Origin of the sequence: Agrobacterium sp. M50-1 (assembly GCF_049843495.1) — a bacterium.
In the GTDB taxonomy this organism is placed as follows: domain Bacteria; phylum Pseudomonadota; class Alphaproteobacteria; order Rhizobiales; family Rhizobiaceae; genus Agrobacterium; species Agrobacterium radiobacter.
On sequence record NZ_JBBHZH010000001.1, the window covers coordinates 772,529 to 795,734 of the forward strand.

Below are 23,206 nucleotides of genomic sequence, written 5' to 3' on the forward strand. Positions count from 1 at the left end.
GACATCAGTCAGGGAAGGAGAAACGGGCTATGGAGTTTAAGACAACCAGACGTGCATTCGCTCTCGCAACCGCCGGTCTCGGCATTGCGATCAGCATGGGAGGAACCGCGCTTGCTGCGGGTGATGCACCCGTCACGCTTAAATGGGCGTTGTGGGATCTGGACAAGGGCGCTTATTTCAAGCCATTGATGGAGGCCTACAAGCAGAAGCATCCGAATGTGACGTTCGAGGTGGTGGACCTCGGCTCGCAGGACTATACGCAGATGATATCCACGCAGCTGACCGGCGGCTCCAAGGATATCGACGTCGTCACCATCAAGGATGTGCCCGGATACGCCAATCTGGTGCGCGCCGGCAACATCACCGATCTCAGCGGCTTCATCGAGGACCAGAAGATCGAGACGGCCCCCTATGGCGGCCTGATCGAGGAACTGACCATCGACGGCAAGATTTATGCTTTGCCATTCCGCTCGGATTTCTGGGTGGTCTATTACAACAAGGATATTTTCGACAAGGCGGGCGTGCCTTACCCCACCAATGACATGAGCTGGGCGCAATTCGATGAAATCGCCGGCAAGCTGAAGGGCGGCATGGGCGCCAACCGCACCTATGGCGCGCTGCTGCATACCTGGCGTTCGACGGTGCAACTGCCCGGCATTCAGGATGGCAAGCACACGCTGGTGGACGGCAATTATGAATTCCTGAAACCCTGGTATGAGCGGGCGCTTGCCCTGCAGAAGAGCGGCGCGATACCGTCCTATGCCTCGCTGAAAACATCCAACACCCACTATTCCGCCCTGTTCTTCAACGGAACGATCGGGATGTTGCCCATGGGCACATGGTTCGTCGGAACCCAGATCGCCAAGGTAAAATCCGGCGAATCGAAAAGCGCCAACTGGGGCATCGTGAAATTCCCCCACCCGGATGGCGTGGCGGCAGGCGCAACGGCTGCACAGATCGCCGGACTGTCGGTGAATACCAATTCCGGCCACAAGGAAGCGGCGCTGGATTTTATTCAGTTCGTCACCGGGCCTGAGGGTGCGGCGATCATCGCCTCTACCGGCACCTTCCCCGCGCTCAGAACCGATGATGTGGCTGAGAAAATCGCGGCGCTGCCGGGCTTCCCGCAGGATCAGAACAGCAAGGACGCGCTGCAGGCGGGCAAGGCCTATCTGGAAATGGCGGTCAACCCGAATGCGGCCAAGATCGAGGTCGTTCTGAACCGCGTGCACGACGCGCTGATGACCGACAATATCTCCATCGATGACGGCATCAAGGACATGAATGACGGTGTCAAAGCCATCAAATAATTATCGCGGGGCCGCGGGCGATTGGCCTGCGGCCCTTTCCCTTGATCATGAATTCCGGACATTCGTAACCGTGCCTCACGAGACCGCCAAAGCCAATCCGCTCTTTCACAATCCGCTGCTCAGCAGGGACGATCTCGCAAAGGCGGTGATCGATCTCTTCAATCCGCTGCTTGGCTGTTTTTCACCCGGCGGCGCACGTGTCCGGCTCGGTGCAACGGGGGCGATTTTCGACTATCCAGCCGCCGAACTGGAGGGTTTCGCCCGGCCATTGTGGGGCATCGTCCCACTTGCCGCCGGCGGTTATGACTTTCCCCATTGGGATCTCTACAGGCATGGACTGGCCAATGGCGCCAACCCAGCTCACCCGGAATATTGGGGCGACACCGCCGACCGTCATCAGCGGCTGGTCGAACTGGCGGCCATAGGATTTGCGCTCGCCATGGTTCCCGAGCATATCTGGGAGCCACTCGCCGAAACGGACAAACAGACTGTCGCCGCCTATCTTCTGGCCGCCCGCGAGCGGGAATTCGTCGACAATAACTGGAAATTCTTCCGCGTCCTGATCGACCTCGGGCTGGAGCGGGTGGGTGTGGAATTCGACCAGACCAAAACCCAGGCCTATCTCGATGAGCTCGAGGCTTTCGATATCGGCAATGGCTGGTATCGAGACGGGCCGGTGCGCCGGGTCGATCATTATATTCCCTTCGCCATGCATTTTTACGGTCTGATCTATACGGCGCTGGCGAAAGGGGACGGGGCACGAAAAGCGCGGTTCCTCGAACGCTCGCGCATTTTCGCTCACGACATGCGCCACTGGTTCGGGCCGGACGGAGCCTCGCTCGCCTTCGGGCGCAGCCAGACCTACCGGTTTGCGGCGGGCGGCTTCTGGGGCGCTCTTGCCTTTTCCGGTCTCAAGGCCCTGCCGTGGCCGGAAATCAAGGGTTATTACATGCGCCATATCCGCTGGTGGTCGAAGCGGCCTATCGCCGATCGCGATGGCGTCCTGTCAGTTGGATACGCCTATCCGAACCTTCTGATGAGCGAGAGCTATAATTCTCCCTGTTCGCCCTATTGGGCGCTCAAATTTTTCCTGCCGCTGGCGCTGCCCGCCGATCACCCCTTCTGGGCTGCGGAAGAGGCCGAACCGCAGGAGTTTGCCGAACCGGTTCCCCTAGCGGAGCCCGGCATGGTGGCCTTTCATACGCCGGGCAATATCGTGGTCCTGTCCTCCGGGCAACAGCACGACAGGATGCGCGGCGCGCAGGAAAAATACTCGAAATTCGTCTATTCCACCCGTTATGCCTTCAATATCGAAGCGGATGACCGGCATTTTGCCGCCGCGAGTTTCGACGGCATGCTCGGCCTTTCCGACGACGGCGTGCACTTCCGTACCCGCGAGACGATGGAAGAGGCGTTGATTGCCAAAGACTGCCTCTATTCCCGCTGGCGGCCATGGGCGGATGTCGAGATCGAGACCTGGCTCGTGCCACAAAACCCCTGGCACATAAGGCTGCACCGCATCCGCACCCCGCGTCCCTTGCAAACATCGGAAGGCGGATTTGCCATAGAGCGGGCCGATTTCAATCGCGACCGCACGGAGGCGGGTGAAGGTCGCGCTGTCTGTTACGGACAGACTGACACCAGCCTCATCGCAGATCTTTCGGCTGGCATTCGGCGCGAAGGCCTATGCCATCAGGCAATCGCCAATACCAACCTTATCCACGCCAGAACCCTTGTTCCGCAATTGCGCGCCACCGTCGCCTCCGGCGAAACGCTGCTGGTGACGGCGGCCATGGCACTGCCGGTCGGTAAAGAGGCAGAGGCCGCATTGGCTACCCTTCCCGTTATTCCTGATCTCGCCGGGCTGGAAAAGATGTTCAAGCGGGAGGGACGGCGTGTTCCCGCCCATGCTCTCGATGAAAACCGCGCAGGCTGATGGCGATGACCGACGACTCACCGGGTGTTTTCCAAAGGTCGGATCGGCTGAATATCCTGACCTGGGAGCGGAGACAGGAGGATATCGATAGCCCCGACCATCAGGCACGGCTGCGCGGCCTTGAGCGCTCTGCCAACGCCGTTTTCGGGCAGGGCGTTTACATTGCCGACAAGGCCGGAGTGCATACGGACAGGCTATTGATGGGTGCGCAGTCGTGGGTCGCAGGTTATGCGATCGTGCGCGGCAATATCGAACTGGGTGAAAATGTCTCGATCAATCCCTATGCCTGTCTTTCCGGCAAGGTGACGATCGGCAACGGCGTGCGCATCGCCTCACATGTCAGCATCATCGGTTTCAACCATGGTTTCGACGACATTGAAACTCCGATCTATCGCCAACCGCTGACCTCGCTCGGAATAGAGATCGGTGACGACGTCTGGATCGGCGCCAATGCGGTTGTGCTTGATGGCGTGAAGATAGGACGCGGCGCTGTTATCGCCGCAGGCGCGGTGGTGGCGAAAGACATTCCCGCCATGGCCATTGCAGGCGGCGTTCCCGCCCGGGCTCTGCGATACCGCGGAGGAAAAGCGGCCGCACCGAAGCTGACGGAACCCGATCACCTGCTGCAAAAACTCGGCCAAGAGATTGCCGGCGACTGGCTTGCCGCCATCCGCTCCTATGGCGCGGATGGCATCTATCGTTCCGCCGATGCATCCGGACATGAGGTCGAAAGCGTCAGGCATCTGTGCGATGCCATAGAGATCGCGGCGGCCTTCGGACAGGAAGGCATCGCTTTCGATGCCGGAAAAACCGTGGCCAGCCTTCAGGCCCTGCAGGATCCGGAAACCGGACTGTTTTTCGCCCGTGACCGCCGCCCCTTAACGCCGCCCGAGAAGGACCCTGCCGTCCTCTACAATATTCTGGCGGTCGGATATGCGCTTGAATGTTTCGGCGCCGCGCCGAAACAGCCGGTCGCTTTCGTGGAGCATCTTCGCGCCGACGAACTCATCCTGCTGCTCGAAGAATTGCCGTGGCAAAGCCGGGCATGGCATTGCGGCGCCACGATAGACGCCATCGCCACCGCGCTTTATTTCAACAGGCGCTATTTCACATCCGGCGACAATCTCACCGTTCTCTTTGGCTGGCTGGCGATGAACGCCGATAAAACCACCGGCCTTTGGGGGGAGCCGACGTCCACGCAGGGCTTACTGCAACCGGTCAACGGCTTTTACAGGCTTACCCGCGGCTCCCATGCCCAGTTCGGCCTGCCCGTTCCTTATCCGGAAGCAGCAATAGACTCCGTCATCGCCAACTATCAGGCCTATGGCGGTTTTCACGGCGAGAATTTTAATGCCTGCAACCTGCTCGATACGATCCATCCACTTCTTCTGTGCCTGCAACAGACGGATCACCGGCAGAACGAAGCAAAGGAGATCGCCCGCGAAATTCTGAGCCGAAATGAGAGGCGCTGGCAAAGAACCAAGGGCTTTGCCTTCGCAGAGGGGCACCCGGCCGGGCTGCAGGGCACGGAAATGTGGATGTCGGTCCTCTGGCTTTCCGCGAGGCTTCTTAATGCGGAACAGCTCCTGCCGTTTCGACCTCGAGGCATCCATCGCTTTGAGCCTGCGGAAATCGTCCACAGCATGATTGCCCGCCCCAAATCTCCGGTATAGGTTTCCGACACTCTTTTGAAAGCCTTCAAACCGGACCGGTCGGGTAACAGATGCAACTCAAAGACTGCTATAATTTCCACGATTTTCGCCGCATGGCCAAACAGCGTCTTCCCGGACCGATCTTCAATTACATAGACGGTGCTGCCGATGACGAAGTGACGTATCGGCGAAACACGGCCGCCTTCGAGAAATGCGATCTCGTTCCCGATGTGCTGCGGGGTGTGGCCGATGTGGATATGTCGGTCACCGTCATGGGGCAGAAGCTGTCCATGCCGGTCTATTGTTCCCCGACGGCGCTGCAACGCCTCTTCCATCATCAAGGGGAACGGGCTGTTGCGGCCGCGGCGGGGAAATACGGCACGATGTTCGGCGTTTCTTCGCTCGGCACCACGAGCCTGGAAGAAGCGCGCCGTATCAGCGGCGGCCCGCAGGTCTATCAGTTCTATTTCCACAAGGACCGCGGCCTCAATCGCGATATGATGGCGCGCGCCAAGAGCGCCGGTGTCGAGACGATGATGCTGACGGTGGACAGCATCACCGGCGGCAACCGCGAGCGCGACAAACGCACCGGCTTTGCCATTCCATTCAAGCTCAATCTTTCCGGCATCGCGCAATTCGCCATCAAACCGGCCTGGGGCATCAATTACCTGACGCATGAGCGCTTCAGCCTGCCGCAGCTCGACGACCACATTAAAATGGACGGCGGCGCTCTTTCCATCAGCCGCTACTTCACCGACATGCTCGACCCTTCGATGAACTGGGACGATGTGGCGCAGATGGTGCGCGAATGGGGCGGGCCTTTCTGCCTTAAAGGCATCATGTCGGTGGATGACGCCAGACGCGCCGTGGAAATCGGCTGCAGCGGCATCGTGCTTTCCAATCACGGCGGACGCCAGCTCGACGGCTCCCGCAGCGCCTTCGATCAACTTGCCGAAATCGTCGATGCGGTCGGCGACCGGATTGACGTGATGATGGATGGCGGCGTGCAGCGCGGCACCCATGTTCTGAAAGCACTGTCTCTCGGCGCAAAAGCCGTGGGGCTCGGCCGCTATTACCTTTTCCCCCTTGCCGCCGCCGGGCAGCCGGGCGTGGAGCGGGCGCTTGAGTTGATGCGTATCGAAATCGAGCGCGGCATGAAGCTGATGGGCTGCACCTCAGTCGATCAGCTCACACGCCGAAACCTTCGGTTCCGTTGACCAGGCAGGACGGTTACGGAAGGACTCGAAGGAGAGCGCAGTCACAATCGGCTACTGAAACCGCATGCCATTTCAGCCGCGTTTCGTCGCTGCTCCTGAAGCGCCATGCCGATATTCCAGACAAGCGCCAGGCAAACAAGTCCACAAAGACAGGCTGAAATCAGCGACCGATGGCGTTTGGCTCCTGAGAGAAACATCCAGCCGATAATTGCATAGACCGCAAATGCCGGCACGGCGGCAATCAGGACGGATATGGGCCCATCGCAATCGACAGCCTCCATGCCGATGGCGCGATATTCGTTCGGGGTCGCCACCAGGCCGAGGACGGCCACGGGAAACATGGCTGCTAAAACCGCATAGCGGAAAAATCGGGGCGTATCGGGCATGCCTGCTCCTTAGCCGGATAATCAACTACCGAGAACGCCGCTGACAAGTCCGATCGTGCGGTCTCGGTGACTGTCCATGTTGCCGATGATATCGGTTTAGCCACCATTGTCGGCGGCCGGGAAAGCAGATTGCCCGCTTTTGTTGAGAAAGCCAGCCTTTTACCTTGGCGGCAATCTTGGCAAGCGAAGCAGAGTGTGATTATGGTTGCATGATGCAACTATAATGGATTGAACGTGCCCCAGCAACCTTTCCCCGTAAGCGACATCCGCTCCACCTCACGCCGGCTCGTCCGCGAACTCGGCTTTATGGGCGGAGATTTTGCCGGCACGGATTTGCCGCCCTCCGCCGTGCATGCCTTGATAGAGATCGAGGCATGCCCAAACATCACGGCGAGGGATCTGGGAAAGCTTCTGCGGCTTGAAAAATCGAGTGTCAGCCGCATGTTGCGTAAGCTCGTACTTTCCGGCGATGTTCACGAAGAAACGGATGAGGAGGACAGTCGTGTCAAGCGGCTGCGTCTGACGGGTGAAGGGCAGGAAAAGGTGGGCGCCATTCATGGCTTTGCGAACCGGCAGGTCTCCGGCGCCCTTAAGCAACTTACCTCGACGGATGCCCACACGATCCTCGAGGGGCTTCGTCTTTACGCCGATGCGCTGGGAAACGGGGACGATACCGTTCCCTCCATAGAGATTCTGGAGGGATACAGGCCTGGCATCATTGCCCGTATCACGCAGATGCATGCGCTTTATTACGCCCGGACATCCGGTTTCGGCCAGCGTTTCGAATCCGTCGTGGCCGAAGGCCTCGCAGCCTTCTGCAACCGACTCGAAAGCCCAAAAAATGCGATCTGGGTCGCTATGCGCGGACAGGAGATCATCGGCTCAGTCGCGATCGATGGTGAAGATCTCGGAGCGGATATTGCGCATCTGCGCTGGTTCATCGTTGATGACGGCGTGCGTGGTGGCGGTGTCGGACGCAGGCTGCTGGCGACAGCGCTGGCCTTCGTCGATGAAAAAAGGTTTGCCGAGACCCACCTCTGGACATTCAACGGCCTTTTGGCCGCGCGGCACCTTTACGAAGCCCATGGTTTCGCATGCGTCGAGGAACATCCGGGCAGCCAATGGGGAAGCGAGGTGCTGGAACAGCGCTTTGTCCGGTCAAGGCTCGAATGATCGTTAAACCGCGCGTAAACGGCCGCAATCGAAATCTTCCTGCGGCCGTTTCGACAGCGGGGAACGGCGCCCGTTAAAAGGCGAGTTGAACCTTCATCGACCTGCTTCTGTCACCGGCGGCTTCAAATGCGGCAACCGCTTCTTCCAATGGAAAGGTTCCAGTCAGCAGGGGCTTCAGGTCGACGCGGCGCTGGTTGATGAAATCGACGGCAAGTCCGAATTCCTCATGGAACCGGAACGTGCCCTTCATCTCGATTTCCTTGGCAACCACCATATTCTGCGGAATGGACACATCGCCGCCAAGGCCAAGCTGAACCACGGTAGAGCGGGGTTTCAGCGCTTCGAGACCCGAACGGACGGCTCTTTCATTTCCGGACGCCTCGAACTGAACGTCGAAATAACCCTTGTTTGCCGAATAGGCGGAGAGCGCATCCGGGTCGCTCGCCACATTGATGACGCGGTCGGCGCCGATGGCGAGCGCCTTTTGCAGAACCGCATCCATGATGTCGGTCGCGACGATTTCCCGAGCCCCATGAGCACGGGCGGCAATGATCGCCAACGCACCGATCGGCCCACAGCCGGTGACCAGAACACGTTTGTCGGTCAATGCGCCAGCGCGGTTGACACCATGCAGCGTTACCGCGAAGGGTTCGGCCATGGCCGCTTCATGGATGGAGATGCCATCCCGCACCTTGTGGCACTGGTATGCTTCGGCGACGAGGCGCTGGCGGAATGCACCCTGAATATGCGGCATGGGCATGGCGGAGCCATAAAAGCGCATGTTCAGGCACTGGTTCTGCTGACCCTTCAGGCAGAATTCGCAATGGTTGCAGGGCCGGCTCGGCGATACGGCAACACGGTCGCCAACAGCCAGACCGGAAACCCCCTCTCCCAAAGCCTTGATGGTACCGGCCACCTCATGGCCAAGGATCATCGGCTCACGCACGCGCACGGTGCCGAAACCGCCGTGATTGTAATAATGCAGGTCGGAGCCGCAGATGCCGCCCGCCTCGATGGCGACCTCGACCTGTCCCGGGCCGGGCTGTTCGTCCGGCCGTTCCTCGATCCGCAGATCCTTCGCCGCGTGGATGACAACCGCTTTCATAGTCTCTCCTCCCATGAGGGTTCGGCATGGCGGCTAATGCGGCCAGGCCATTCCCCGGATTTCTCAGATATCGACCACGAGGCCCTTGGCTTTCAGCACGGCCTCGAGCTTGCTGACCTCGATCACTGACTTGCCCTGCTTGTAGGCTTCGATGTAGCCCGCCTCGGCATCTTCGCGGGCCTGAGAAAGCTTGGCCGCTTCCTGCGCTTCATCGCGTCTGACGACCACCAGCCCGTCGGCATCACCGACGATAATATCGCCCGGATTGATGATCTCGCCACCAACGATCACCTGATCATTGACCGCGGCAATGGTCTCCTTGACCGTGCCCTTGATGCAGACGCTGAGCGAGAAGACCGGGAAACCGAGGTCTCGTAGCTGCAGCGTGTCGCGCACGCCGGTATCGGTCACCAGGCCGCCAATACCCTTTGCGAGGCAGGCATTGGCGAGGACGTCGCCGAACGAACCGGCTTCTTCATATTCGCCGGCGGAAACGACGATGATGTCGCCCGGCTTGGCATAGTTGATGGCAAGCTGCAGCATGATGTTGTCGCGCGGCGCACATTTAACCGTGAAGGCCGGACCGCAGAGCTTCATGCGATAATCGACCGGCTTCAGCCGGGATGACAATGCGCCGCGACGTCCCTGCGCCTCATGAATCGTGGCGGGAGAGAATTTGGCTAGGGCTTCGACATCCGCCTTGGCCGGACGCTGCGCGATATCTTTAATGTGGATCATGAAAACCTCCCACGTTGAAACCGTCGGCGAGAACGTCTCGCCGACCGATGATGGTGTTGAATGGATGGAATGATGGCCGAGGCTGAGCCGAGGCTCAGGGGATCGGATCGAACTTCAGTTCGGACAGAGGCACGACCTTGTCGGTGCGCGTCATCTTGTATTCGGTGTTCGGGCCGAGCCACTTGTCCCAGATGCGGTTGATCTCGCCATCCGCATCGAGCTTGCGGAGAATCTCGTTGATCTTGGCCGTCAGCGCCGGATTGTCCTTGGCCATGCCAATGCCGATCGGCTGGAAGAGCATCGGCTCTTCGATCATGCGCATCTGCTTGCCCTTGGTCTTGGATTCGTTGACAAACTTGGTCATCGTCATAGTGTTGCCAACGATGCCGCGCGCCTTGCCCTGCTGCACGGCGAGATAGGCGGACGCCGTATCCTGGAACGTCAGCGGCTCGGACTTGTTGAGCTTGACGGAGAGTTCCGACGTCGAGCCCTTGCTGGAAGCGATGCGCTGGCCGACGAAATCGGACTTTTTGGTGCCGGGGTCGTCGACCGGAACGATCAGCATTTCCTTAGCCAGATAATATGGATCGCTGAACTGGATCTGTTCGGCGCGGCTCTGGGTGTAAGCGAGGTTGGCAACTGAGAGATCGACGCGGCCGAGCTTGACTTCGGGAACGCGCGCTTCGACCGACACCGGCTTGATCTCGGCCTTGACGCCCAGTTCCTTGGCGATGGCGCCGCACAGATCGACGTCAAAGCCTGCCATTTCACGCGTCTTCGGGTCCGGCGAGGCGAAAGGCGGCACATCGGCGAATGTCGCGCAACGCAGCGTCTTGTTCGCAATGATCGTATCGAGTTGGTCCGCCTTGGCCGGAATGACCGCAGCCGAGGTCGCCAATATGGCGGTAAGAGTAATGCACTTCCAGTTCATTTCAGTTCTCCCTGTTATTATAGAGGTTGGGTCCTAGTGTCTCAGATCGGCAAGAAACCGCTGGGCACGCGGATGTTGCGGATTTTTGAAAAACTCGTCCGGTTTTGCCGTTTCGAGAATGCGCCCGGCATCGATGAACCAGATGCGGTCGGCCACTTCGCGGGCAAAACCCATTTCATGGGTGACGCAGAGCATGGTCATGCCTTCAGCGGCGAGGCTTTTCATGACGGCGAGCACCTCACCGACCATTTCGGGGTCAAGGGCGGAGGTCGGCTCGTCGAACAGCATGACGGGCGGCTCCATGGCAAGCGCTCGCGCAATCGCCACGCGCTGCTGCTGGCCGCCGGAAAGCTGGGCCGGATAAGAATTGGCCTTGTCGGCAAGGCCGACGCGATCGAGAAGTTTCAGCGCCTTGTCATGCGCAACCGCCGGGGAAACACCCTTCACGCGGATCGGCGACATGGAGACATTCTCCACCACCGAAAGATGCGGGAAAAGGTTGAAGCTCTGGAAGACAAAACCCACCAGGCTGCGCAGCGCGTTCAGTTCCCTGGCGCGCATCTGGGCATGGATGTTCTTGCCATCCAGCATGATCGAACCACTGCTGATCTCTTCCAGCCGGTTGATCGTGCGGATGAGGGTGGACTTGCCGGAACCCGATGGCCCGCAGATGACCACGACTTCGCCACGGGTGACGTTTTCGTTGACATCCTTGAGCACCTGATAATCGCCATAGCTTTTGCAGACCTGCGAAAGCGTGATGGTGTAGTCCTGAGTGGCGGAAACTGGCGCGGTCATAGCTGCTCCGTAACGATATTGGCGGGGGCCGGTGCCGTGTCAACGGCAAGCTTGCCGCGCGGGCCGGCGCGCCGGCGGGCGATGCGGCGCTCGAGAAGATTGGCGACTTGGGTGAGCGACCAGCAGATGATGTAATAAACCAGCGCCAGAATGAGGAAGACCTGGAAGGGCTGGGTCAGGAGCTGGTTGTTCACCTGGTTCGCTGCAAAGGTCAGGTCAGGCACATTGATAACGTAGCCGAGGGTCGTATCCTTGATGGTGGATACGAAGGTCGAGATCAGGCTCGGGATCATGTTGTAGAGCGCCTGCGGCAGGATGATGTAACGCATCGCGCTGAAATAACCGTGGCCGAGCGCCCGTGCCGCATCCATCTGCCCCGTACCCAGCGATACGATGCCGGCGCGGACAACTTCGCTCATGAAAGCGCCCTGATAGATGACAAGCGTGGTCAACATCGTCACGAAGCTGGGCACGTCGGCGCCGGTCCAGAGCGGAACGAGAAAATAGCTCCAGAGAATGAGCATCAACAGGGGCACGCCGCGGGTGAAATAGACCAAGGCGGTGACCGGCCAGCGCAGGAGCCGCCATTTCGACAGCCGCGCCAGCGCCATCAGGATGCTGACGGGAAAGGCGAGCGCGATGCTGAGCGCCGACAGGATGAGCGTGTTGGCAAGCCCGCCGAGCGGCCCGTTGGGATATTGGCCGATGAGGAGCAGCAGCCAGTAATCCTGGATGATTGCGATCATGTCGTGGATCATGCCCGTGCCCTCCGGAGAGGATCGGCACGCATGGAGATATAGGCTCCAAGACCCATGATCAGCAGCGAGAAGAACAGATAAAGCACGGTGGCGACCAGATAGACCTCAAACGTCCGGAAACTCAGATTCTCAACTTCCTTGACCGCATGGGTCAGTTCCGGTGCGCCGATCAGAACGCCGAGACTGCTGTTCTTGAAGAGGGACGTGCTGTGATTGATCAGCGGCGGCAGCGCATTGCGAACGCCCTGCGGCATGATGACGAAACGCATGGCCGAGACATAGCTATGACCGAGCGCACGGGCAGCCTCCATCTGGCCGGGATTGATCGAACGAACACCGGAGCGCAGATCCTCGCTGAAATAGGCCGCCTGACAGAGGCCAAGACCGATAATGGCGAAGATCGCTTCGGCATTATGGCTCGAAAGCCAGCTGGCCAGCCCGCTCGGCAGCAGCGTGAAGACGCCGAAATACCAGAGCATCAGCTGCACCAGCGTCGGCACGTTGCGGTGATAGGACACATAGGCCGCCACGAGCGGATCACCAAAACGGAAAGGCGAGAGGCGGATGGCAAGCAGCACGATGGCGAGCGACATGGCGAGCAGCCACGAGCCGGCATAGATGATGAACGTCATCTGGATGCCATGCAAAAGCATCGAGACGTAGTCCGCATTGTTCAGAATTGCCCAGAGGTCAAAACCGCTCACGCGACTTTTCCTCCGGCTCCGCCCGCCGCAGCCTTATTTTCAGCCATCTTGGGTTTGGCCGTCTGCAGCCCGCCCATGACCTGAAGCGTCGGGGTAATTTCCATGTGGCCAATATTCATGGCCACGGGCGCAGCGATGGCAAACGCGATCGCATCGGCGATATCGGAGGCCTGCGGCAGCTCGAAACCATCGATGAAACGTTCGCGAATGCTCGGATCATCGCCATGAACATGGTTGAAGATGTCGGTTGCGACGCGGCCAGGGCAGATTTCCGTCACCCGCACGCGTTTACCGAAAGCATCGATGCGCAGCTGGTTGGACAGCATCGCCACGCCTGCCTTGCTGGCGTGATAGGTGGAATTGCCACCGAAATTATAATTGCCGGCAATCGAGGAGATGTTGATGACATGGCCGCGATCGCGCGCCACCATGCCCGGCACCACCATGCGGCAGAGATGCAGCACGGCGCGCAGGTTGACGTCGATCAGGAGATCGATGTCACTCTCATCCGCTTCCAGAAATTTCTTCGGGCGGTCGACACCGGCATTGTTCACGAGGACATCGAACGCCACCTCACTGGTGAGCTTCGCGAGCGCCGCCCGGTCTGTCACATCTATGGCATGTGCGAAGCAGCCCGTGCGCTTCGCCAGCTGGTTGAGAGCGTCCACACTTCTGGCAACCGCATGCACTTCCAGCCCTTCACGGCAAAGTCGCTCAACGACAGCGGCGCCAATTCCGGAAGATGCGCCGGTTACGAGTGCGGTCTTGTAGTCTGAGAATGGCATGTTTGTCCCCTATCGTTGAGCAAACAGTAGTGAAGCTTTCATCGCTTGCCTAAGACCGATTTTTTTTGGAGTAATAAGCAACTTGTATGGATGGCGAATGCGCCACATTCGGCGATGCGGCAACCCGGCCGATGGGGCGTACGTTGCCGATGCCAGCCACCAGCACATTCTAGACCACTGCGGTCGGCAGGTCCCGTCCCGCGAAATGTGCATCCAGATTGGCGAGAACCAGAGCGCCCATCTCAAGCCGCGTCTCATGCGTTGCAGCGCCGATATGCGGAGCGAGAACGACATTGCGCATGCCGATCAGCGCCTCGGGAACATGCGGTTCGTTCTCGAAGACATCGAGCGCTGCACCCTTCAGCCCGCCTGCCACAAGAACATCAACCAGCGCCTTTTCATCCACCAGAGACCCTCTGGCGACGTTGACGAGAACACCGTCCGGTCCCAGCGCCTCCAGCACCTCGCGGTTGATCGCGTGTTTGGTCTCCGGCGTTGCCGCCGCCGCGACAATCAAGACGTCGCAATCCCTCGCGAGCGACATGGCCGTCGAATGATACTCATAGGCCACGTCCTGTTTCTGCCGGCTGAAATAGGAAATCTCCGCATTGAAAGCTTCCAGCCGCACCGCGATGGCGCGGCCTATGCGGCCAAGCCCGTAAATGCCGTAACGCCGCCGCGAGGCCTTGTTTCCCAGCGGCATTTCGCCTCTTTTCCACTCCCCGGAGCGGACATGATGATCCGCTCGCACAAGCTGGCGCAGCAGCATGACGGAGAGACCGACGGCAAGATCGGCCACATCCTCAGTCAGCACGTCAGGCGTGTTCGTCACCCTGAAACCCCGCGCGCGGGCCTGATCGAGATCGACCTTGTCGAAGCCGACGCCGTTGATGGCGACGATTTCGAGAGCGGGCAGACCGGCAGCGAGTTCAGGAGCAACCCCGATATGGCCGCCGGTGACGACAGCCTTTATCGACGCTGCCTCCGCCTGGAGAAACGCCTGCTTGTCGGATATTTCGTGCCAGCGATGGACCCTGAAGCGCTTTTGCAGTTCGGCTTCGATCTGCGGCTGAAGCGGATAGGTTTGCAGAAGATCGGGCTTCATGCGCGCTCCTTACCCGCGACCGACGAAAGGCATGTCGCTCGCCATCACCGTCATGGTCAGTACATTCGCCTCGAGCGGCAGCGAGGCCATATGCACCACGGCCTTGGCAACGATGCCGGCATCGATGGTCGGTTCGATGGCGGTGCTGCCATCGGCCTGCAGCACACCGGTTGCCATCGCCCGCGTCATTTCGGTGCTGGCATTGCCGATATCGATCTGTCCGCAGGCAATGTTGAACGGCCGGCCATCCAGCGCGGCCGATTTCGTAAGTCCGGTGATCGCATGTTTGGTCGCGGTATATGGCGCAGACCGCGGCCGCGGCGTGGTGGCGGAAATCGAGCCATTGTTGATGATGCGGCCACCCTTCGGCGACTGCGTCTTCATCTGGCGAAACGCCGCCTGGGTGCACAGAAAGGCCCCTGTGAGGTTAGCCCCGACCACGGCATTCCAGGTTTCGAACGGCACATCTTCGATATGCACCGCCGGTGCGGACATGCCGGCATTATTGACCAGAAGATCGAGGCGACTAAAACGTCCGATGATTTTTGCAAACAGTCGCTCGACATCGGCCGGAACGGAAATATCAGCCGCGACGGCCAGAACACGGTCTTTATGTTCGCTCCATTCGGCGGCGGTGGTGTCGAGAACCTCCCGCCGCCGGCCCGTTATCGCGACCTTGTAACCATCTTCCAGAAGCGCTTTGGCAATCGCCTTGCCGACCCCTGTTCCTCCACCCGTAACGAGCGCGATCTTTGCATCACTCATGCTGCTTTCCCCTCCAGTTCATCTTCCACATGCGCCTGAATGATTTCGGCAAAGGAGGTTTCCGCCCTGAAGCCGAGCGACAGCGCCAGTTGCGGATCGTAATCCTCGGCCCAACCGTCGACGATTTGGATGATCCGCTCGTCGGGAACGCGTTTGATAAGCGCTACAGCCTTTTCCCCGGCAAAGGCGCGCAGGGCCTCGATTTCATCGGCCACCGTGGCTGAAAGCCCCGGCATGATGAGATTGCGGCGAACACCGAGCCCGGCGAGATCGACGGTTGCGGCGCGCAGCAGGAAGGCGACGGCCGAGCGCGGGCTGGCGAACCAGTGGCGGACGGTATCGGCAACGGGCAGCACCGCTTCCTGACCCACCAGCGGTTCGCGCAGGATATTGGAGAAGAAACCGGAAGCGGCCGCATTCGGTTTGCCGGGGCGGATGCAGATGGTGGGCAGACGGATGCTGACGCCATCAAAGAAACCGCGGCGACTATAGTCCGAAAGCAACAGCTCCACGATCGCCTTCTGCGTGCCATAGCTCGTCAACGGCGCCATCAGGAACTCGTCGCCGATCACCTTGGGGAATGGCGAACCGAACACGGCAAGCGATGAGCAGAAGACCATGCGCGGCCGATATCCGTCCTTCTGGTGCTCCAGACGAATGGCTTCGAACAACGAGCGCCCGCCATCGAGATTGATGCGATAACCTTTCTCGAAATCCGCTTCCGCCTCGCCCGAAACCACGGCAGCGAGGTTGAAGATCACATCCGGTCGTTTTGCGATCAGCTTTTCGGCCACGCCGGCATTCGACAGATCACTTCGCTCGATGGTCAGTGCACCGCCGAAGCCTTTCGGCGCGGCCGGTTCGAAAACATCCGTCAGCGTCATTTCGGTAATCTTTGCATCGCCCAGCGTTCCGTCGGAGGCGAGGCGTTGCGTCAATTTGCGGCCGATCATTCCGGCCGCACCGATTATCAGAATATGCATTGTTTCACCTTTGCTTGGCCGGCGAGACCGGCTCGATTGATTGTCAGTCGTCATCACCCTGAAACACCACCTCGCGGCGACGCATGATCGCCGGCATCGCCATCATGATGACGACCATGCCGGACAGCGCGAGCAGCGTGGCGCTGATCGGATGGGTGACGAATGTTGAGAAACTGCCCTGCGAAATGAGCAACCCGAGGCGCATGTTCTGCTCCAGAAGCGGACCGAGAACGAAGCCCAAAACCAGAGGCGCCGGCTCGCAGCCGATCTTGCGCAGAAAGAAACCGACGATGCCGAAGACCGCGCAGAACAGAACGTCTGCAACGCTGTAGGAAAGCCCATAGGCCCCGATGGCGCAGAACATCAGAATGGCGGGGCACAAGAAGCGGTAGGGAATGCCGAGAAGCCGAACCCAGATGCCGATCAGCGGCAGGTTCAGGACCAGAAGCAGCAGATTTCCCACCCACATGCTGGCGATCAGCCCCCAGAAGAGATCGGGCCGCGACTGCATGACTTCCGGTCCCGGGGTGATACCCTGGATCATCATTGCGCCGACCATCAGCGCCATCAGGCCGTTGGCGGGAATGCCGAGTGTCAGAAGCGGGATGAAGGAGGTCTGCGCACCGGCATTATTGGCGCTTTCCGGCCCCGCCAGCCCTTCGATTGCGCCCTTGCCAAACCGGGATGGATCCTTGGCGATCTTGCGCTCCAGCGCATAGCTGGCGAAAGAACTCATGATCGCACCGCCGCCGGGCAGTACGCCGAGGAAGGAGCCAAGCGCCGTGCCACGCAGCACGGCGGGGAAGGCCTGTTTGAAATCCTGCCGGGTCGGCATCAGCGATCCGGTCTTTGCCGCTCCTGCATCGCGCTCCACACCCTGCTGCAGGTTGAAAAGGATTTCACTGACGCCGAGAAGACCGATGGCCAGCACGACAAAATCGATGCCGTCGAACAGTTCCGCCATGCCGAAGGTGAAACGCTGTTCACCCGATGTCGGATCGATGCCGACGAGGCTCAGCGCAATACCAAAGGCGACCATGCCGACCGCCTTGACCGGCGAACCGCTCGACAGGAACACGGCAAACAGAAGCCCGAAGATCACCAGACTGAAATAATCGGCAGGTCCAAAGGCGAGCGCGACCGCGGAAAGCGGCTTTGCGACGACGACTATCAGTACGGTCGCCACCGTGCCGGCAAAAAACGACCCGAGCGCCGCCGTGGCGAGCGCCACACCCGCCCTGCCCTGCCGGGCCATGGCGTATCCATCGATGCAGGTGACGACGGAGGAGGATTCGCCCGGCAGATTGACGAGGATCGCCGTGGTCGAGCCGCCATATTGCGCGCCGTAGAAAATGCCCGCGAGCATGATCAGCGCTGCCGTGTCCGGCATCGTGTAGGTGATGGGCAAAAGCAGCGCGACGGTGGCCGAAGGACCTATGCCCGGCAGGATGCCGATCATCGTGCCGAGCGTGACGCCCAGCAGGCAATAGAAAAGGTTGACCGGCGTGACAGCAACACCGAAACCGAGGGCGATATTGGCAAGAAGATCGGTCATGGCAGCAGGGCAATCCTCTGTCCGAGGCCCACAACAAAAATGAGGATGCAGGCAATGATGAGCACCGCAGAAAGCAGAAGGACCTCAACCGGGCGAATTCTTCCGTAAGCGATGCAGGCGAGCACGATCAGCACGAAGGCGGCCGCAACGAAGCCTAATGGCTCGATGAGCAGCGCAAAGCCGACAATTCCGGCGACAGCCAGGAAAGGACGAAGTTTCGGTGCCTCCCACACCTCGGATCGGGTCTTGCCCAGCAGATCCTGCAAAATCAGCGCAATGCCGAGCGCGAACATCAATGCCGCGATGACCATCGGCATATAGCCGGGTCCGGGCTGGAAATTGGTGCCCATGCTCAACGGCCGTGCGCCGTAATAGAGCCCGGCGGCGACGACCAGAAAAAAGGCTCCGGACAGAATATTCGCCGTCAGTTTCGAGCCGGTCTTATGTTCGGCCATGATTTTCTCCTCCCCTCATTGAGGAATACGCCATGCCTTGCGACACGGCGTATTCAAACGTCAGCCAGTTGGGTCAATCCGCCCAGACGCATCCCTTCGAACGCATCATGTCGTAACGATCCTCGATATCCATCTTGCCCTGGCGGTGCAGTTCCATCATGTGGTTCTCGTGGTCGTCGCGCTCCCGGCACGATTTGACGAGCTTTGCGATGTCCTTTTCACGAACGACGACGACGCCGTCGTCATCACCGCAAACGATATCGCCAGGGCTGATCAGTTCACCACCCACCACGACCGGGTGGTTAATGGTGCCGAGTGTGTCCTTGGACGTGCCCTTCATGCAAAGCCCGAGCGAGAAAACCGGAAAACCGATTTCGCGCAGCCCCTTGCCGTCCCGCACGGCGGCGCTGACCACGAAGCCGACAATGCCCTTGCCGATGCAGGCGGCGGCCAGCACATCGCCAAAGCCGCCCTGGTTGGGATTGTCACCGCCATCGATGACCAGCACGTCGCCGGGCTTTGCCAGATTAATGGCTTCGAAAATCATCAGATTATCGCCGATATGGCATTTTGCCGTGATTGCCGGGCCGCAGATTTTCAGGCCGGGCTTGATCGGCTTGATGCGATAATCGAGCGCGCCGAGCTTGCCCTGCGCCTCGTGAATGGTGGCGGGGCTGAATTTGCTGATCGCCTCGATATCAGCTCTGGAAGGGCGCTGGAAATTGCGGATGACATGGGCCATTGGCCGGATTCCTTTCAACAGTGGGTCATGCACGGGCCACGCGCGGGCCCAAGCGTCATTTTGGTTAGTGGTGAGAGATGCGGTCGTTGACCGCCGCTTATTTCGTCCAGGGCTTGCTTTTCCAGAGCTCGGCCAGATTGGCGTTGCCCTTCTTGAGCGCCTCGGCAAATTCCGCCTGTGTCAGCGGCAGCATGGTCAGTTCGCGCTTTTTGGCCTCGGCAAGATAATCCGGGTCCTTAAGCGCCTTCTGGAATGCATCGACCAGCTTGGTCTCGACATCCGCCGGCAGGCCCTTCGGTGCGCCAAAACCCGCAAGCAGGCTGAACTGAACGTTATAGCCGGCTTCCTTGAAGGTCGGCACATCTGGCGAAAGCGGCGAACGCTCAGTACCTGATGTCGCCAGAACACGAAGCGCGCCCGAACGATTGTCGGCAAAAACCTCGTTCAAGTTCATGAAACCGAGTGTGACGTGGTTGCCGAGCATGGCGAGCCGCGCCGGTCCGCCACCATTGAAGGGGACAAAATTGAGCTTCACGCCCGCCGCTTCTTCGAACAGCAGGGCGGTGATCTGGCTTGGATGGCCGATACCCGTCACGCCAACGACGACCGGGTTCGCCTTGGCCGCTTCAACGAATTCCTTGGCTGTCTTGATCGGCGATACCTTGTTGACCGTCAGCGCCAGATCGCCGCCGATCTGGTTGGCAAGCGGCGTGAAGGCGTCCTGCTTGTAGCTGGCATTGCCCTGCACGATCGGCGAGTACATGGACGGGAAATTCAACGCCCCGATCGTGTATCCGTCAGGTTTCGCATTGGCGATATAGGTCGCGCCGATCAGCCCGCCAGCACCTTCGCGGTTTTCCACCACGACGGATGTGCCGAGGTATTTTTCGAGATAGGGCACCAGCGCCCGCGACTGTATATCGGTGCCGCCGCCGGCCGGATAACCAATGACGAGCGTCACCGGCCGCTCCGGATATTCCGCCGCCGCCCATCCGGCAGCCAGAACTCCCGCAGCCGCCAGCATGCCGAACAGAGATGTCTTCAAACGCATATCTTTTCCTCCCCGATATACTTTCACCGGGGAGGCTAGGAAGAAGCCATCAACAATACAAATACCGAGTTTTCAACTTACCCATACAAATCGTTTATGGGTTGAATGCTGACTCGCGCCTTGCGACGGCCCGCAACAGGTCTCGGAACAGCCTGAACGTCCGCTCGTCCACCTCCCTGTTCCTCAGCAGATGGATGGAGCGATAAATGACGGGAGCGATAATATGAGCGGCCTGAAGCTGACCGGCCTCCTGCTCCTGCTGCACCGAATTCCACGACAGGATCGTCGCGCCAATACCGGCGCTGACGGCGCGTTTGATCGTATCCTGCCCGTCGATTTCCATGGTCACGTTCAGCGTGATGCCGGCGCGGGCGGCGGCCTCATCGATCGATACGCGCAGCGGGTTGTCCTTCGGCGGCAGGATCAGGTTGAGCCCCGCCACAGCCTCGAGCGGCATTGATTGGCCGATGGGTCGGGAAGACACCGCAAAAAGGCTCTCCTTGATGATAAGATCATCGGCCTTGTCTTCCGCGCCGACCAGCGCGACAGCCATATCCACCTTGCCGAGACGAATGAGGCGCAGAGATTCGTCATTGCGCGCCTCTATCAGCCGCAGCGAAACCTTGGGCATAGAAGCGGCAACCTCACTGATGATGTTCGGCGCAAAAGCCGTGGCCCAGGACGGAATAAGGCTCAGCCGGATCACCCGTTCATCCAGATAGGCCATGGCCCGGATTTCCGCCTCCGCCTGCCGGACCTTCTCGGTAATCTCCCGGGCATGGATAAGGAGTATTTCACCCTTCTCCGTCGCCTTCACGCCGCGCGCCAGCCTGTGCAGCACAGGAAAACCCACCAGCCGTTCCAGTTCCGTAATATGGTGACTGAGCGCCGGCTGGGCGATCCCCAATTGCCGCGCCGCCGCCGACATGGAGCCGCAATCAGCAATCGCGACCAGATATCGCAGCCTGCGCAAATCCAACATGTCGGCTTAAACCTCCCACCGGTTCGAGATGCGATCATGACACCAAATCGCCGCCGGGGCCTAGAGCAAAAGCACCGTCAAGTGGTTCCACCGGTTTTCAAAGGACCCAACTGCGCATGATGGGGTAAGACAAGATTCTTATGGCCAGCGACCATGGCTTTTCTCCGCCTCTTCCCCATGACACGGTCTTTGCTGCGATGGGGAGCGGGATGGATCCTAAGACCGGTATTTTGCTCAAGCTGGCGGCCATGCTGGCATTCACAGTCATGTCCGCCTGCGTGAAGGGTTTGGAGGGGGCGATTCCGGTCGGCGAAGTCGTCTTCTGCCGGGGATTTTTTGCCCTCATTCCCCTCTGTCTCTGGTTCATCGCCTCCTCCGAGCGAATAACCGTGCCGGCCGCGAAAAATATCGGCCGCCTGCTTGCGGGCAGCTCGGCTGGATTGGGCGGCATGTTCTTCGGTTTTCTGGCGCTCGCCTATCTGCCGCTGGTGAATGTCACGGTGCTGAGCTACACGACACCGCTTTTCACCATCATGCTGGCCGCGCTGCTTTTGCGCGAAAAAGTGCGGATATATCGCTGGTCCGCCGTGCTGACGGGCTTCATCGGCGTCTTCATTACGCTCTCGCCGAACCTGATGTTTGACGCCGCGCCGGGCTCTGCCCGGATCGACAGCATAGCGATGATCGGAACGGCGCTGGCGCTGACCGGCGCGCTTTGCGCCGCCTTTTCCTCCATTGCCGTCCGCCACCTGAACAGTATCGAAAAGCCGTCGCGCATCGTACTCATCTATACATTGACGGGTGTCGTCGCCGGCTTCGCGACGCTTGGATTTGGATGGAAGATGCCGGATTTCAACCAGTTCCTGCTGCTCGCCGGCGGCGGTCTTGCCGGCGGCATCGGCCAGATCACCATGACTCTCAGCCTGCGCCATGCCCAGGCCTCGCTGCTGGCGCCGTTCGATTACACCACGATGATCTGGGCGATCGCCCTCGGTTATCTGTTCATGGCCGAAGTGCCGACAGGTGCGACCATCATTGGCGCTTTGACGGTCATCGCCGCCGGGCTTTTTGCCATGTGGCGCGAAAACCGGCTGATGAAGCAGGCCGTCAGGGAGCCGACAGCGTAAGCTGTTCCGTGACGCGCTTTTTGTGCATCCGCCTTTCCCGCCACAAGGTGAACAAGCCGGCGGCAACCACGATCGAGGCTCCGAGAATGGTTGTCAGGGCCGGAACCTGATCCATGAAGGTGTAACCGATCAACAGCGCCCAGATCATCGTCGTATAGTCGAACGGCGCCAGCAGTGAAGCCTCGGCATAACGCAGGCTCAGCGTCACCAGTATCTGCGCGATCCCACCAATGAGACCGGTGCCGATCAGCAGGGTCCATTGCCAGGCGTTCGGCATTGTCCAGCCCATGCCGATGCTGGCAAAACCGATCACCGTTGTGAGGAGAGTGAAATAGAAGATGATCGCGCCGGTATTTTCCGTCTGTGTCAAATGCCGGATCTGGATCATCGATATGGCCGAGAAAAAAGCGGCGGCCAGACCAAAAAGACCGCCGAGCATGGCAACGCCAGTGTCCGAAGTAATATCGGCAACATCGAAGGAAAAATGCGGCGACAGGATAAGCACGATGCCGCACAGACCGAAGACCACCGCCGTCCAGCGATAAATCCTGACGACCTCCTTCAAAAGAAAGACCGCCAGAATGACGGTGAAGAGCGGCGTGGCATAGCTGATGGCCGTCGCATCGGCGAGCGGAATGTAAGAAAGCGCCAGATAGCTGAAGACCATGCCGCCGGTGCCGGAAAAACTTCTCACCAGATGCCCGCCAATGTGACTGGTGGCGACCTGTTCTCGAAATCCGCCCTGAACGGCCATCCACAGACAGAGCGGCAGCATGGCCACCGCCGATCTGAAGAACACGACCTGCCCGATGGGTATTTCGCCCCTGAGACCGCTGATACACGCGCCCATCAGCACAAGAGCGAGCGCTGCAGAGATTTTGAGGAGAATGCCTTTGCGGGAATCCATGGTTCGTTCCTTCGGACGTCTTCGAACCGTTTCACCACGCG

The 23,206-nt window shown here is 59.7% G+C and carries 23 protein-coding genes; 6 read left to right on the forward strand and 17 right to left on the reverse strand.

Annotation, left to right across the window (positions count from 1 at the left end):
- Positions 1–29 precede the first annotated feature (29 nt).
- The 4 genes from WDZ78_RS03495 (at position 30) to WDZ78_RS03510 (ending at position 6,115) form a co-directional block, all read left to right on the forward strand.
- Entirely contained in the window at positions 30–1,310 is a 1,281-nt protein-coding gene (locus tag WDZ78_RS03495) for an ABC transporter substrate-binding protein (RefSeq protein ID WP_425672326.1), read from the forward strand.
- A gap of 70 nt (positions 1,311–1,380) precedes the next feature.
- Positions 1,381–3,246 (forward strand): DUF2264 domain-containing protein, encoded by a 1,866-nt coding sequence (locus WDZ78_RS03500; protein WP_425672327.1) that lies wholly within the window; start codon positions 1,381–1,383, stop codon positions 3,244–3,246.
- Between the two features lie 5 nt (positions 3,247–3,251).
- Complete coding sequence (locus tag WDZ78_RS03505) at positions 3,252–4,919, forward strand: acyltransferase (RefSeq protein WP_425672328.1); 1,668 nt, start codon at positions 3,252–3,254, stop codon at positions 4,917–4,919.
- Between the two features lie 50 nt (positions 4,920–4,969).
- Complete coding sequence (locus WDZ78_RS03510) at positions 4,970–6,115, forward strand: alpha-hydroxy acid oxidase (RefSeq protein ID WP_003519654.1); 1,146 nt, start codon at positions 4,970–4,972, stop codon at positions 6,113–6,115.
- A gap of 41 nt (positions 6,116–6,156) precedes the next feature.
- Here WDZ78_RS03510 and WDZ78_RS03515 read toward each other — a convergent pair whose 3' ends face one another.
- The gene (locus WDZ78_RS03515) at positions 6,157–6,501 is read right to left on the reverse strand and encodes a hypothetical protein (RefSeq protein WP_112357188.1); all 345 of its coding nucleotides are present in this window, start codon (positions 6,499–6,501) and stop codon (positions 6,157–6,159) included.
- A gap of 234 nt (positions 6,502–6,735) precedes the next feature.
- Here WDZ78_RS03515 and WDZ78_RS03520 point away from each other — a divergent pair, with 234 nt between their 5' ends.
- Positions 6,736–7,674: a GNAT family N-acetyltransferase gene (locus WDZ78_RS03520; protein WP_425672329.1), complete on the forward strand. Its 939-nt coding sequence runs from the start codon at positions 6,736–6,738 to the stop codon at positions 7,672–7,674.
- A gap of 73 nt (positions 7,675–7,747) precedes the next feature.
- Here WDZ78_RS03520 and WDZ78_RS03525 read toward each other — a convergent pair whose 3' ends face one another.
- The 15 genes from WDZ78_RS03525 to WDZ78_RS03595 all read right to left on the reverse strand — a co-directional run bounded on the left by WDZ78_RS03525 (position 7,748) and on the right by WDZ78_RS03595 (position 21,131).
- The gene (locus WDZ78_RS03525; protein ID WP_003505995.1) at positions 7,748–8,779 is read right to left on the reverse strand and encodes an L-idonate 5-dehydrogenase; all 1,032 of its coding nucleotides are present in this window, start codon (positions 8,777–8,779) and stop codon (positions 7,748–7,750) included.
- 63 nt (positions 8,780–8,842) lie between these two features.
- Entirely contained in the window at positions 8,843–9,517 is a 675-nt protein-coding gene (locus WDZ78_RS03530; RefSeq protein ID WP_003505993.1) for a 4-carboxy-4-hydroxy-2-oxoadipate aldolase/oxaloacetate decarboxylase, read from the reverse strand.
- A gap of 94 nt (positions 9,518–9,611) precedes the next feature.
- Positions 9,612–10,448, reverse strand: coding sequence for an ABC transporter substrate-binding protein (locus WDZ78_RS03535; RefSeq protein ID WP_026363393.1), 837 nt, complete (start codon positions 10,446–10,448; stop codon positions 9,612–9,614).
- Between the two features lie 33 nt (positions 10,449–10,481).
- Positions 10,482–11,246 (reverse strand): amino acid ABC transporter ATP-binding protein, encoded by a 765-nt coding sequence (locus WDZ78_RS03540; protein ID WP_425672330.1) that lies wholly within the window; start codon positions 11,244–11,246, stop codon positions 10,482–10,484.
- The gene (locus WDZ78_RS03545; RefSeq protein WP_111834231.1) at positions 11,243–12,004 is read right to left on the reverse strand and encodes an amino acid ABC transporter permease; all 762 of its coding nucleotides are present in this window, start codon (positions 12,002–12,004) and stop codon (positions 11,243–11,245) included. The genes WDZ78_RS03540 and WDZ78_RS03545 overlap by 4 nt, the downstream gene beginning before the upstream one ends.
- Complete coding sequence (locus tag WDZ78_RS03550; RefSeq protein ID WP_425672331.1) at positions 12,001–12,708, reverse strand: amino acid ABC transporter permease; 708 nt, start codon at positions 12,706–12,708, stop codon at positions 12,001–12,003. Before WDZ78_RS03550 ends, WDZ78_RS03545 begins: the two co-directional genes overlap by 4 nt.
- Positions 12,705–13,493, reverse strand: a complete 789-nt coding sequence (locus tag WDZ78_RS03555) for an SDR family oxidoreductase (protein ID WP_425672332.1) — start codon at positions 13,491–13,493, stop codon at positions 12,705–12,707. The genes WDZ78_RS03550 and WDZ78_RS03555 overlap by 4 nt, the downstream gene beginning before the upstream one ends.
- 169 nt (positions 13,494–13,662) lie before the next feature.
- Complete coding sequence (locus WDZ78_RS03560) at positions 13,663–14,598, reverse strand: 2-hydroxyacid dehydrogenase (RefSeq protein ID WP_020009163.1); 936 nt, start codon at positions 14,596–14,598, stop codon at positions 13,663–13,665.
- A 9-nt stretch (positions 14,599–14,607) separates the two neighbouring features.
- On the reverse strand, positions 14,608–15,363 hold the full coding sequence (locus WDZ78_RS03565; RefSeq protein WP_020009164.1) for an SDR family oxidoreductase: 756 nt from the start codon (positions 15,361–15,363) through the stop codon (positions 14,608–14,610).
- Complete coding sequence (denD, locus tag WDZ78_RS03570; protein WP_425672333.1) at positions 15,360–16,346, reverse strand: D-erythronate dehydrogenase; 987 nt, start codon at positions 16,344–16,346, stop codon at positions 15,360–15,362. The genes WDZ78_RS03565 and denD overlap by 4 nt, the downstream gene beginning before the upstream one ends.
- A gap of 43 nt (positions 16,347–16,389) precedes the next feature.
- Complete coding sequence (locus WDZ78_RS03575; protein WP_425672335.1) at positions 16,390–17,901, reverse strand: tripartite tricarboxylate transporter permease; 1,512 nt, start codon at positions 17,899–17,901, stop codon at positions 16,390–16,392.
- Positions 17,898–18,356 (reverse strand): tripartite tricarboxylate transporter TctB family protein, encoded by a 459-nt coding sequence (locus tag WDZ78_RS03580; protein ID WP_425672336.1) that lies wholly within the window; start codon positions 18,354–18,356, stop codon positions 17,898–17,900. The genes WDZ78_RS03575 and WDZ78_RS03580 overlap by 4 nt, the downstream gene beginning before the upstream one ends.
- Positions 18,357–18,429: 73 nt before the next feature.
- A complete protein-coding gene (locus WDZ78_RS03585) occupies positions 18,430–19,098 on the reverse strand; it encodes a 4-carboxy-4-hydroxy-2-oxoadipate aldolase/oxaloacetate decarboxylase (protein ID WP_425672337.1) in 669 nt (222 codons plus the stop codon).
- 97 nt (positions 19,099–19,195) lie between these two features.
- On the reverse strand, positions 19,196–20,149 hold the full coding sequence (locus WDZ78_RS03590; protein WP_020009168.1) for a tripartite tricarboxylate transporter substrate binding protein: 954 nt from the start codon (positions 20,147–20,149) through the stop codon (positions 19,196–19,198).
- 94 nt (positions 20,150–20,243) lie between these two features.
- The gene (locus tag WDZ78_RS03595) at positions 20,244–21,131 is read right to left on the reverse strand and encodes a LysR family transcriptional regulator (RefSeq protein ID WP_020009169.1); all 888 of its coding nucleotides are present in this window, start codon (positions 21,129–21,131) and stop codon (positions 20,244–20,246) included.
- A gap of 209 nt (positions 21,132–21,340) precedes the next feature.
- Between WDZ78_RS03595 and WDZ78_RS03600 the strand changes: the two genes are divergently transcribed.
- Positions 21,341–22,258, forward strand: coding sequence for a DMT family transporter (locus WDZ78_RS03600; RefSeq protein ID WP_425672338.1), 918 nt, complete (start codon positions 21,341–21,343; stop codon positions 22,256–22,258).
- On the opposite strand, the gene WDZ78_RS03605 is transcribed toward WDZ78_RS03600, so the two are convergent.
- A complete protein-coding gene (locus tag WDZ78_RS03605) occupies positions 22,239–23,165 on the reverse strand; it encodes a DMT family transporter (RefSeq protein ID WP_425672339.1) in 927 nt (308 codons plus the stop codon). The two genes, WDZ78_RS03600 and WDZ78_RS03605, sit on opposite strands and share 20 nt — an antisense overlap.
- Between the last annotated feature and the right edge of the window lie 41 nt (positions 23,166–23,206).